The following is a 12,277-nucleotide window of genomic DNA, read 5'->3' as shown; positions in this document are numbered from 1 at the left end:
TCGTTCTTGTTGATCTTCTGGATGACTGTGGTTAATAATTGTAAGAATTCAGGCATTTCTATTTCTATTGTTAGGGGTTTTCCTTGGAGATCGATTCCACTGATCTCCACTTTGCCAGGTAGTTTTTTCTCGGTTTCTACGTAATTTTTAACCCGAGTGGCTGCATCTTTAGTTTGTTGGATGGTGAATGTTCCTAAGTAATTGGAGAGGTATTTCCATGGTAAGATGGAGATTTTAGCAGGTAATGTAGTTTGGGCAGTTGGGTCGAGGATTTTGCTGTAGGTGTAGATCATGTTTTCGTATCCCCAGTAAGCTCCTAACCCTGTTTTAGTGGAATAATTAGGCGCTTTCAGATTACGATCCATGTATCTTTGTATTATTCCTGCAATTTCTATGTAAGTTGCTTTTGTTAATTGTCCGGTGGTTATGGTGTCTTGAGGTGCGGTGGGTTTATCACATTTTACGTAAGTTATGCCGGTTTTATCGTTGTTATTGATTTTTTGAGTTAGTGAGGTTATCAATCTTAAAAATGAAGGCATATCTACGTCTATCCCGTTGATTGTGACTTTGTCGGGTAGATTTTTATTGTTTTCTATGTGTGTTTTAACCTCATGGCTGGCTTGTTTAATTTCATCTTGGGTGAAAGTTACACTACCAGCAGCAGCATGTGGAATAGGCGTGTTTTTGTTTTGATCAGTAATTTGCTCATTAATAATAGGTTCAGTGCTGTTTGTAGGGTTAACTGTCTCGTTATCCGTGGTTGCGCTAACAGCACCGGAACTTAGAACGATTATCAGACTAAAAAGTAATAATAAACAAAATCTATTAGCGTATTTAACTATGTTAACACTCCCCATCTCCGATTTGATAAAAAATCTAATTTTTACTTGATATATCACATGTATTCATATCATATATTTTTTTGGTTCTATTTTTTTTATAATTACATTATTTAATAGGGGTATGTTAAAATATACTAATTGAAAGCTACTGCTATATTTTTGAAAATAAATGTTCAGACAGAGTTGAGGGATAACAGCAGATTTATAAGGGAATTAATCGAGTTATGTATTAAATTCTTTTAAATATAGTTCTTTTATGTAATTGTACAGCTAAAAAGAAAAATGTAACAGTGAAAAGTATTATGGCTATGAAATCTGTTTGGATAGGATAATAACTGGTTCCGTTGATAGTGTATCTTATTAGATCTGTGAAGTAAGTTAATGGGGAAAATGAAGCGACTATTTTACCCCAATATGGCATTTGTTCAAAGGGTATGAATATACCGCTGATAAATACCAGTGGAAATCTAACTAAAGATGAGATCATCATGACATTAGATGGGGCGTTAGATGGTGGTGATGATAATATCAAACCAAATGATGAAAAACAAGCTGCAGCTAGGATTATTCCTAATATGAAAATGATGGGGTGGATTATGTTTACACCAATTGCTAAACCAATACCTATAGGTAATATGGGAATTAACATTCCAAATAAAAATGATGCTAACATATCACCGAACAGAAGAGTTGTAATGGAGATAGGTGCAGATATTAATCTTTCTAAAGTCTGTATTTGAGCTTCCCATGGTGCTATCACTGGAGAAACCGCGGTAGCTGTGAAAAATACAGTCATACCAATTAAGCCAGAAATCAAGAAATCTGGTGACATATTTTTACTGCCAATGAAAAAGGCTAAAAACAGAAATAGTGGCATTAAAAATCCAAATATAACTACTGGTCCTTTTAGGTAGTAAATAAGGATGTCTTTTTTCATAATTCCTAAAGAACGTTTCAGTTGATTCAGATACAGATTTATCTGCATTATGTTTCACCTGTAATTTTCAGGAATACTTCTTCCAGGGAAGGATCCCTGGTGTTCAAAGTGATTATCTTCAAGTTCTCCTGTTGCGCGAAATTAGTGACTGAATGTATGAGATCATTAATATTATCAGTGTCAATGATGAATTTATCCCCTTCTTTCCTTACTTCATTAATATTAGGTATTGTTGATAATTTTTGGATATTCACAGTTTTGTCAAAGCTTACTTCAATAGATTTAAGCTTTTTGATCGTGTTTTTAAGATTTCCAGGACGATCAATGGCTGCTATTTTCCCCTTGTTGATTATGGCAACTCTATCACACAAATAATTTGCTTCATCCATGTTATGAGTGGTTAAAAAGATTGTTTTATTGTGATCCGGGAATTCTTGAAGAATGTCCCGAATCAGAAGGCTGCTGTGAACATCGAGGCCAGAAGTAGGTTCATCTAAAAAGATTATCTGAGGATCATTTACCAGTGCCATGCAAAGGATCAGTCTTTGTTTCATACCCTTAGAAAATCCCTTAACCTTATCATTCCTTCTATCATAAAGGTTTAATCTCTCTAAAAGGCTTTTGGACCTCCTTTCAGCCTCTTTTTTGGGAATTCCGTAGAGTTCTGACATTAACATCATGTTTTGCCATGCAGAAAGGTCAACATATGCATTGGATGTTTCTGGAACCACCCCAATATTCTGTTTTGCTTTTAATGGTTCTTTTTGGATGTTAAACCCGAGAATGTCTGCTTTTCCTTGGTTTGGTTTAATTATACCAGTCAACATTCTTAGTGTGGTGGTTTTGCCAGCTCCGTTAGGGCCTAAAAATCCGAAAATCTCTCCCTTATGAACATCAAAGTTAATATGGTCCACTGCAATGAGTTTCCCATATATTTTTGTAAGATTCTGTACATGAATTACGTGTTCCATGGTATTTTGTCCTGATGGGGCGATTTTAAAAGACAAAAGATCAAATACTTTGATTAAATTCTCTTTTTGGGATTAACTATGTTTTCAAACCGCAAGGCAAAAACTAATTTTAGTCAACAATTAATTCATTGCCCATTACTGTCCTTGTTGTCACAAGATTTATCTCCAAATAGAGGTAGTTTCATTGGTTAACTATTTTTTTTAATAATATTTTCTAATTTCATCAACTATCTGTTCATCTCCCACCACTGCCCTGATATCCATAGTGCCCTTTACTCCATATAAACCACATCTGAAGATGAATCCATTGAATATTAATTGAGCCATGATTAGAGTAAAACTAAACTGATATTTTCATGATTAACCTTGACTTTCACAATATATATATACATTCTCTTACAAAAGATATGAGCATGAAAAAAGACACTACACGTGAAATAATCTCTATAATCGCTATTATATTAGGGGTTTTAATGATCATTAACCCCCAACTGGTAGGATACTTGGCTGGATTATTCCTGATCATATACGGTATACTGGAACTAATCAAGTAACTTAAATTAAGTATACTATAATATACCTTTAATCTGAGCTAGAGCCTCACCAGGCTCCAGTACTCCTGCTCTAGTTTCTCTTAGAACCCTTTGGATAGAGAATCGTCGCATGTGAGGTTGATTTTTATGTACCTGCCCAATTAATGGACAGCCATAGATTGTTCTCTTTTTCATTCCCCATTTAAGAGCTATATTTTTAACTTCCCCTTTTTTGAGAGATAAAACTGCAGGTAGGTTTATTCTTAAAACATCACCCTCCTTCTGAAAAGAATTTGCCCCAGTTGACAAGAGATCTCCGTATATGAGAAAGGGGATATTGTTTTCCTGGGTATATGTTAGTATTGTTCTTTCTATGGTTTTTGAACACATCCCACAAGGATGGAAGCGTCCTTCCAGGGAACCATCAATTATTTCTTGCATATCAACATCCAAGTAGTGGTGCTTGACACCCAGTTTTCTGGTGAGGTTTTCTGCGCTGTTGCGGAAGTGTGGCGGGAGAATGATCTTTCCTGGATCCACGGTCACTGCTAATGGATTAAATCCCAACATTTTAGCGATTAAAAGAGAAGCACCGCTGTCAACACCTCCAGATAAGGCTACCACTGCGGAAAAATCCAATTTATTATCATTAGCATAGATTTCATTATATCTCTCTTTTTGGACCTCTTTTATAGTCATACCTATCTTTTCAGAATTATTTTCATCAACACGAATTTTATTGGATTTGGTATGGATTTTTTGTAATTTTTCAATAAGTAATTCAATGTTGTATGGGTTTTTTATACGAAAATTGAGTAATTTGGATAAATTAATTAGAGGTTCTTTTTCTGCATGGCTGTAATCAGATATAATTTTCTCCAATTTTGCCAAAGCAAGTTTCATCCTATATACTGGTACAATGAAATCTGAATTAGCCTCCACATGAATAGAGTTGATTCCCAATTCTTCGCGGAGCCGACCCACCACCCATCCTCCTTTGCCAATTATCACCGATTTTTCAGGACGGTCTGGAGTTATGATCAGAAGATTTCCTTTGTTATTGTCAAAAATAAGATGAGATATTTCAACTTCGACATCTTTATGACCTATATCCCTTCTAATTTTAGAGATTAAAGATATTAATTCATTTTTGGTTATATTCAAAACTACTTCCCCTATATATTTGAAAAAAATTGTAATATAATAAAAAAAAATCTTATGAATAAATCCAGTTATCTCCGGGTGTAGGTGCCCATTAGTTGTCCTTCATCAAGGATGTGTCCTTCCATAGCCCTTAAAACTTCTTCTTTAGTAACTCCAGATGATAAATTTAGTTTGACATCCAATGCATAGACTTTAAAATAATAACGGTGTGTTCCACTTGGTGGGCAGGGACCGCTATATCCGATGTTTCCCCAACTGTTGGAACCCTGCAGTGCACCGTTTTCCAGTTCTTCCCTGGGCATCACCATTTCCGGTAAACTACTGATTTCAGGAGGCAAATTAAAAATCACCCAGTGGATCCAAGTGCCTCCTGGTGCGTCAGGATCATCACATATCAAGGCAATACTGCCATTGTCCGATATTGACAACTTAGACGTGTCCCAATCAAGGGGAGGGGAAATATTTGAACCTTCACAAGTGTATTTAGGAGGTATGGGTTCCCCATCACTGAACACTGGACTCGAAATTTTTAAAACCATAAAATCACCCCTTTCAATCTGAATTCTCTTATATTCTGTTTAATATTTTGAACTGCAAACTACTTATATGTGAAGTGGTTGTACAACACTCCACTGAATGCTGGTTTTAGGTATAAAGAACTTATTATTATAGACACATGCAAATGAAAGTTAAAGTTACCCATAGTCAATTATGGTTTTCAAAGTGAACATCTTTAAGGTTAATGGTAATCCATAAGCAAAAGATCGACAAACTTAAATATAATGTAGCCTCTATAAATGAACGAGGTGATTAACATGGCTGAATTGCCAATTGCTCCAGTAGGAAGGATCATTAAAAATGCTGGTGCTCAAAGAGTTAGTGATGATGCAAGAGATGCATTAGCCAAAGTATTAGAAGACAAAGGCGAATCTATCGCTGCAGAAGCTGTTAAATTAGCTAAACACGCAGGACGAAAAACTGTTAAAGCATCAGATATAGAAATGGCTGTTAAAAGAGCCTAATCTTTTATTTTTTTCTTTAATATTTTTTTTAAGTTATTTAAACTACTATCGATATTTGGAGATGGGGAACTAATTTATCCTAATCCTCTAAAAAAATAACTATTTAATATATATCTATTTTAGTGGCATTATTTAAACCCTATAATTCCAGTCCAATAGTTATTTCAAATCGGTATTGGCCTTAAGCCATATAACTGGTGATAAACTGAATATATAAGAACAATAGTTATAAGTTCTGAATTACTATAACATGTATAGTTCAATAAAGGATATTTATATTCTAAATAAAAATTTACTGATCCATGATTAATATTTAATTAAAAATTCATTAAATCGGAAATTCACACATTCTTTGAATCCCAATAAAAATTTTTTAAGGTTTTGATAATTTTGAGTAGAATATCCATATTAGACCATGACCGCTGCCAACCCAAAAAATGCAACTACACTTGCATTGAATACTGTCCTGGTGTGCGCATGGAAGAAGACACCATCACCATCAACCCTAAAACAAAAAAACCAATCATTTCTGAGGAACTCTGTTCAGGGTGCGGTATATGCACTAATCGTTGCCCATTTAAGGCTGTGAGCATTATTAACTTACCTGAAGCATTGGAAGATCCCATACACCGTTATGGGCAGAACCAGTTCGAATTATTCGGTTTGCCCACCATAAGAAAGGGTTCTGTTGTAGGACTCTTAGGTCCTAATGGTATTGGTAAATCAACCATCATCCGCATATTATCCGGAGAACTGCACCCTAACTTGGGGAATTTTAATGAAGAAGTTCCTTGGGAAGATATATTCAATTTCTTCAAAGGAAACCAACTGCAAAGTTACTTTCAGAAACTTTCAGAAGGCGATTTAAAAGTAGTGCATAAGCCACAGATGGTGGACTTGTTACCTAAATTTGTGAAGGGAAATGTGGCTGATCTTTTAAACAGTGTTGATGAAAGGAAGCGACTGGAATTTGTAAATGAATCCCTTCAATTAGAACCAATAATGGGGAGGGAAATAGCCAACCTAAGTGGTGGTGAGCTTCAAAGAGTTGCTATCGCAGCTGCAGTCCTAAGAGAAGCAGATTTCTATTACTTTGACGAACCTACCAGTTGGTTAGATGTTCGCCAACGATTATATGCCATCAAGGTTATCCGGGAGTTGGCAAATGAGGGTAAATCTATCCTGGTAATAGAGCACGACCTAGCAGCATTAGATGCTATTTCCGATTACGTGCATATTCTTTATGGTCAACCTGGGGGTTACGGCGTTGTTTCCCAAATGCGTGGTGTTCGAGTAGGAATAAACACCTATATTAGTGGTTATCTCCGGGAAGAAAATGTTCGTTTCCGTAAACAAGCAATAGAATTCCATGTAAGACCCCCCACTGTAAAGATTGACACCGAATCAATATCCTCCTATACTGCTCTTCAAAAGTCTTTTAACGGCTTCCACTTGGAAGTTGATAAAGGTGAAGTTCAACATGATGAGATACTAACGGCTTTTGGACCCAACGGTATTGGAAAAACCACATTTGCCAAAATACTGGCTGGAGTGGAAAAACCTGATGATGGAAAGATAAAAAAGAAGGTTACAATCTCCTATAAACCTCAGTACTTAATATCCGACTATTCAGGTACAGTCCAGGAATTTTTGTACACCACAACACCTAACTTTGGTACTAACCTTTTCAAGACTGAAATTATGAAACCGTTCCTCCTAGAGGAACTATTGGAGAAAAAAATGGATGAGTTAAGTGGGGGCGAGCTCCAACGGCTGAGTGTGGCTATCTCTCTTTCCAGAGAGGCTGATATTTACCTTTTCGATGAACCCACAGCCTATTTAGACGTTGAACAACGACTCAGGGCAGCGCGAGCAATAAAACGTGTGATTGAAAGCCGTAACGCCGCTGCCATCATTGTTGACCACGATATCGTGTTTATTGACTACATTTCCAGCCGTGCCATGGTTTTCACTGGGGAACCTGGAGTGGATGGTCATGCCACCAGTCCTATGGATCTGCGTTCGGCTATGAACAAGTTCCTATCAGAGGTTGGTGTTACCTTCCGTCGTGATAAAGAAACAAAAAGGCCCAGGGTTAACAAAGAAAATAGCTACCTGGACAGAGAACAAAAAGAAAAGGGCGAATATTACTATCTGAAAAGTTAAGTAATTCAACCCTTTTTTATCCAATTTCACCATTTTGGGTATTAAATCAGATATATTTATGAATTCATGGTTTAGGATTTAGAATAGCTTCCATATGGCATGAACCTTTGATTTCTACTGGATTTTCAAGATTAACGTAAATTTGAATGTTTTTTTGATAATTTTTATATCTTCATATCCTTATTTTCTAGTTTAAATTTTGACTCAACTGAATTTGGTATTGATCTTCCCACTTATACCAGCCAAATAAATCGGTAATAAATCTATAAATGATTAAAAACCATTACTTTCATGTTTAACTTTTTAAAAATAAAAAAAAAGATTTGAAGAAAAAAAATAGTTATTTGGAAGTTTTTAAGGCTTCCATCCCTTCCAGGAAACACTCAGCAAAGTACTCCACTTGTTTAGTGGGTATGGAAAAACTCACCCTGAGGTAGCGGTGCCCGAATTCTTTACTGGTGTACGATCCTTCTCTGGCGAATATTTTACGCTCAAGGAGGTAGTCAGCTATTTCCCGAGGTGTAACACCTGTATCGATCATGTCGATAGCCATCATATTCCCATCAGAGGGGTAAACTGCTATGAACGCTCCATCAACTTGATCCACTGCTTGTTTGATGATGTCCTGGTTCTGGCGGGTGATGTTTTTGACTCTTTCCAGCCATTTTGGTTTGGATTCTATGGCTGTCATGGCACCGTTCTGAGCTACCAAGTTGGTTCCCAAGTCGTTGATGACAATGGAGCGTATGGAGTTAATTATTTCAGGAACCCCTACTACTGCTCCGATCCTCATACCAGCCAGACCATATATCTTGGAAAAACTGTACACTGTGACTGTGTACTCTGGACATAGCTCTGCTATAAGTTGATGTTCCTGGGCAAAATCACGATAGGTGATATCATGTAACAAGTAGATCTCATGATCTTCGGCAATATCCTTAAACTCTTTTCGCTCTTCCTTGGTGTAGGATGATCCCAATGGATTTAATGGATCAACCAGGGATACTAGTTTAGTGTTCTTGTCCAAATTATCCCTCACCAGTTGAGGAGTGAGTTTATAGCCACATTGCTCATTGTATATGGGAACTGATTTAACATGGTCCCCAAACCGGCTTGCAAAATTGTCTATAATAAGATATCCCGGGTCACAAGTGATGGTGTTGTTTTCTGGTTCTAATATGTCATTGGCACATAGATAAAGCGATTCTGTGGCTCCAGCAGTTACCAAAATATCGTATTCACTACCCAACCCCAAATCTTCCATGATAAGTTCCCTTAAGCGTGGGAAACCTTCTGGTGGTGGGTATTTACAGTAATCATTCCACCGGATGCTGGCGATCATCGCCTCCACAATTCCATTATGATCATGCAGATGGTTGGTGTTTTGCCCCATCCAGATCATATCTGGATCATTGTAAACATAGTTAAAGAATTCATTAGCTGTTTTGAATCCTTTAGGCAGTACCTTTGCTGCTTTAGCATACTTTTTGGGCGAAATCATATCTCTCAACACACAGCTAATCTTAGCTAATTATTTTTATTGTAAAATTAGTAATTCAGGATTACCATAACAAAAACATTTTAAGCATCTTTAAGGGGTAATCACCAAAATACTATTATGAATGTTAATTACAGTTCGATTTTATCTTAACCTAATTTATATCATCACTTAATTTAAAACTATCCCTTCACCGGAGCCCACTATCAACAATGAAAAAACGGGTGCGCAGCCCCTCAGGTCGGCTACGATGCCTTTTTAAGATAGCATACCTTTCACCACTAATATCACCTTTTTCCAGTTCAATCATGATTTTACTACGATATTTGAGGATAGTTCCCCCTACTGGTTCTACCATCCCTTCTCCCTCAAAACTGGCGTACACTTGGTTGGTGATTACCACTGCTATGTCATGTTTGCGGGCGAGTTTAGTGAGGAGTCCCATCTGCTTTCCTAATTCCCTTTTTATTTGAGATGAATCACCATCAAGAACCCGATAAAGAGCTACTGCTGAGTCCAAAATGATGAGTTCCACCTTCTCTCCAGATAAGATCATTTGTTCAACTCTGCGCAAGACAGAATCCTGTTCCGCAAATGTGGATGGTTCAAATACTATTATATTAGGAGCTAATTGGATGAAATCTGTTCCAGATATTTGTTTAACTCTTTCAATAGATAATCCACCTTCAGTATCTATGAAAATGCTTTTACCCCCGCTACTGGCAGATTGAACCAAAAGGTTTAGCGCTATGTTAGTCTTACCCGATCCTGGAGGGCCATAAAACTGAGTGATAACTCCTTTTTCAACTCCTCCTCCAATGAGAGAATCAATGGGAGAAGATGTGAGTATTTTACCATTCTGTTTCATGTTAGATAGAATTTCTGACATTTAATCCTCATCGTTAATTATAATTAAATCTCTATATATTTTATTAAATCCTTCCTGAATAAATATAATTGGTTTAAACTTCACCCTCATTACTCTACTTACTATTTTATTATTGAAAGCAGTTTCTCCATCCCTGCACCTTCCCTTATGATACGTGAGGGAGTAACTGTGAGATCAACTACTGTAGATGAAATTCCATCACTGCAAGGACCAGAATCAAGGATGATATCTGGCTTGTCATCTAACTCTTTTTGTGCTTTTCTGGCAGATGTAGGGGAAGGGTGGCCAGATATGTTGGCACTGGTGGTAGTTATGGGAAATTTCCTGGAAAGTTCTCTGCAGATAACGTTATTTGGAATTCTAATGCCAATTTTATCTGTTCCCGCGGTGACTCTAGATTGTAAATTATCCTTCTTGTTCAAAATTAAAGTGTAAGGTCCTGGAAGGATTTTCTGAACTATCTTCTCCAGATCAGGATCCAATTGCGCCACTGTTTTGATATCTTGTATTTGTGACAAGCAAACAGAAATAGGTTTGTTTTTTAGCCTTTTTTTCATCTGATAAACTTTTAAAACAGCTTTTTCATGGAATATATTTGCTGCTAGACCGTAAACTGTGTCAGTAGGATAGACAATGGTTCCACCTTGGCGTAATATTTCCCGGGCCATTTCAATTTTTGCAGTCTCTGGATTCTCTGGATTGATTTTAATAAGTTTCATCTGATCTTCCTTAAATTTTGATAGTGACTAATAGATAGATTGGGTATTGGTTTCATAGTATTACTATTGCCAGACAGTTATGTTTTTAGTGATTGTAGGTTAAAATATGTAAAGAAAATATATACAAATTTTCTAATTTAGTATTTAGGGTCTTAGATTTTTCATGTTTCTAAAAAGATTTTGCAGGGCTGTTTTGGAGTTGTAACCTAGTGTTGTGATTAGCCTTACTAAAAATACAACCAATATGGTTGTTTTTTCAACTGATTTTGTTTAATGATATGGAAGAACTTTCTGGAAAATCATCAATTGCAACTTTAGGAGTAAGAGAAAAAGACCTCAAAGATGGAAGTTATAAATCTAAAGTGACTGAATTTATAAAAAAAATTCCCCTAGAAAACTAAATTAACTTTTTTTTTATTTACAATTTTTCAAAAAATAAATCAAGAATAATTAACATTTCAAATGTTTACAACTGAATTCCCTCCCTACACTCAGAAAATTCATCCAAATAGCTCATAGGAGAAAATAAAGCTTAATAACATAAAATGAAGTGAAAATAATGATTAGAAGAGCAACTTTAAGTGATGTAAACCAGATAGCCAATGTGATAATGAGGGCCTGGAAAGAAGGATATTCTGGAATTATTGACCCAGAATATATAAAAACTATGGAAACGGATAAATACGTTTCTATTTTCAAAGATAACATCTCCAACCAAAAAGAAATAATCTTTGTTTACGATGAAAAAGGAGTGAAAGGATTTATCTCTGGAAAGGAATTAAAAGGCAAATGCGATTGCGAAGTAGTTGGATTATATGTGGATCCTGAAAATCAGGGAAAGGGAATGGGGAAACTATTATTCAAAAAGATGGAAGAAGAATTTCTGAAAAGAGGTAAAAGTAGACTCATTGTTTGGACCCTCCATAAGGCAAGTAACAATGGTTTTTATTTGAAAATGGGTGGATTGAAAAAAGAAGATAAAACACTGAATTATGGTGGGAAATCTTACGCAGGTGTGGGTTTTGTATTTGATTTGAAATAAGAAATAATAATGTTTAAAGTCTTAGCTTTTTCATGTTTCTAAAAAGCTTTTGCAGGGCTGTTTTGGAGTTGTAACCGAGTGTTGTGATTAGCCCTGCTAATCAATATGGTTGTTTTTTCAACTGATTTTGGCGTATACTTGTGTATTTTTTTTAATCCTAGTTTGGATTTGCATAATTTGAAGAAATCCCCTGTTTTTCCACGTATGGGTTTGATATCCTTTCCCATTTTGTATTTTTTGGATTAATATCTTTGTTAATGCTCTATATAATTTTTTAGCTTGAGTTTCAGTCTTTTTATCTTTAAAAATCTTTAAAGGGTAGGTTAATTTGTCTTTTAATTTTTGAAGTTTAAATTGTTCTTTTGGGAAAAAAGAAAGTAACGATTTTATATTTAGAAATCCCGATTTGGTAGTTTTCGTATTTGTAAATAATTCCTGTCGAATATTATGGTGTCTTTTTTCCTGATTATTCGCCTCCTGATTATTCGCCTTTT

General features: G+C 35.8%; 12 protein-coding genes and 1 pseudogene. 4 read left to right on the top strand and 9 right to left on the bottom strand.

Annotated elements, in window-relative coordinates; genetic code table 11:
- The 3 genes from GXZ72_01950 to GXZ72_01940 form a co-directional block, all read right to left on the bottom strand.
- On the bottom strand, positions 1-857 hold an 857-nt coding region (locus GXZ72_01950; GenBank protein ID HHT18312.1), incomplete at its 3' end, for a hypothetical protein.
- Positions 858-1,071: 214 nt separating this feature from the next.
- Positions 1,072-1,827 (bottom strand): ABC transporter permease, encoded by a 756-nt coding sequence (locus tag GXZ72_01945; GenBank protein HHT18311.1) that lies wholly within the window; start codon positions 1,825-1,827, stop codon positions 1,072-1,074.
- Positions 1,827-2,750, bottom strand: coding sequence for an ATP-binding cassette domain-containing protein (locus GXZ72_01940; protein ID HHT18310.1), 924 nt, complete (start codon positions 2,748-2,750; stop codon positions 1,827-1,829). The genes GXZ72_01945 and GXZ72_01940 overlap by 1 nt, the downstream gene beginning before the upstream one ends.
- Before the next feature lie 413 nt (positions 2,751-3,163).
- On the opposite strand from GXZ72_01940, the gene GXZ72_01935 reads away from it, so the two are divergent.
- Positions 3,164-3,304 (top strand): hypothetical protein, encoded by a 141-nt coding sequence (locus tag GXZ72_01935; GenBank protein ID HHT18309.1) that lies wholly within the window; start codon positions 3,164-3,166, stop codon positions 3,302-3,304.
- Positions 3,305-3,319: 15 nt separating this feature from the next.
- Here the strand turns inward: GXZ72_01935 and GXZ72_01930 are convergent, their stop codons facing one another.
- A complete protein-coding gene (locus GXZ72_01930) occupies positions 3,320-4,447 on the bottom strand; it encodes an ATPase (GenBank protein ID HHT18308.1) in 1,128 nt (375 codons plus the stop codon).
- 68 nt (positions 4,448-4,515) lie between these two features.
- The gene (locus GXZ72_01925) at positions 4,516-4,986 is read right to left on the bottom strand and encodes a YbhB/YbcL family Raf kinase inhibitor-like protein (GenBank protein ID HHT18307.1); all 471 of its coding nucleotides are present in this window, start codon (positions 4,984-4,986) and stop codon (positions 4,516-4,518) included.
- A 276-nt stretch (positions 4,987-5,262) separates the two neighbouring features.
- On the opposite strand from GXZ72_01925, the gene GXZ72_01920 reads away from it, so the two are divergent.
- Positions 5,263-5,469, top strand: a complete 207-nt coding sequence (locus GXZ72_01920) for a histone family protein (protein ID HHT18306.1) — start codon at positions 5,263-5,265, stop codon at positions 5,467-5,469.
- A gap of 390 nt (positions 5,470-5,859) precedes the next feature.
- Positions 5,860-7,635, top strand: a complete 1,776-nt coding sequence (locus tag GXZ72_01915) for a ribosome biogenesis/translation initiation ATPase RLI (GenBank protein ID HHT18305.1) — start codon at positions 5,860-5,862, stop codon at positions 7,633-7,635.
- Positions 7,636-7,975: 340 nt separating this feature from the next.
- Here GXZ72_01915 and GXZ72_01910 read toward each other — a convergent pair whose 3' ends face one another.
- The 3 genes from GXZ72_01910 to GXZ72_01900 form a co-directional block, all read right to left on the bottom strand.
- Complete coding sequence (locus GXZ72_01910; protein HHT18304.1) at positions 7,976-9,136, bottom strand: pyridoxal phosphate-dependent aminotransferase; 1,161 nt, start codon at positions 9,134-9,136, stop codon at positions 7,976-7,978.
- 187 nt (positions 9,137-9,323) lie between these two features.
- Positions 9,324-10,022, bottom strand: a complete 699-nt coding sequence (gene radB / locus GXZ72_01905; GenBank protein ID HHT18303.1) for a DNA repair and recombination protein RadB — start codon at positions 10,020-10,022, stop codon at positions 9,324-9,326.
- Between the two features lie 101 nt (positions 10,023-10,123).
- Positions 10,124-10,741 (bottom strand): threonylcarbamoyl-AMP synthase, encoded by a 618-nt coding sequence (locus GXZ72_01900; protein HHT18302.1) that lies wholly within the window; start codon positions 10,739-10,741, stop codon positions 10,124-10,126.
- Positions 10,742-11,300: 559 nt separating this feature from the next.
- On the opposite strand from GXZ72_01900, the gene GXZ72_01895 reads away from it, so the two are divergent.
- A complete protein-coding gene (locus GXZ72_01895) occupies positions 11,301-11,783 on the top strand; it encodes a GNAT family N-acetyltransferase (protein HHT18301.1) in 483 nt (160 codons plus the stop codon).
- Positions 11,784-11,796: 13 nt separating this feature from the next.
- Here the strand turns inward: GXZ72_01895 and GXZ72_01890 are convergent.
- Positions 11,797-12,277: pseudogene (locus tag GXZ72_01890) on the bottom strand (IS5/IS1182 family transposase).

The organism is Methanobacterium sp., assembly GCA_012838205.1.
Lineage (GTDB): Archaea > Methanobacteriota > Methanobacteria > Methanobacteriales > Methanobacteriaceae > Methanobacterium.
This window is presented reverse-complemented; position numbering and strand designations above follow the sequence as displayed.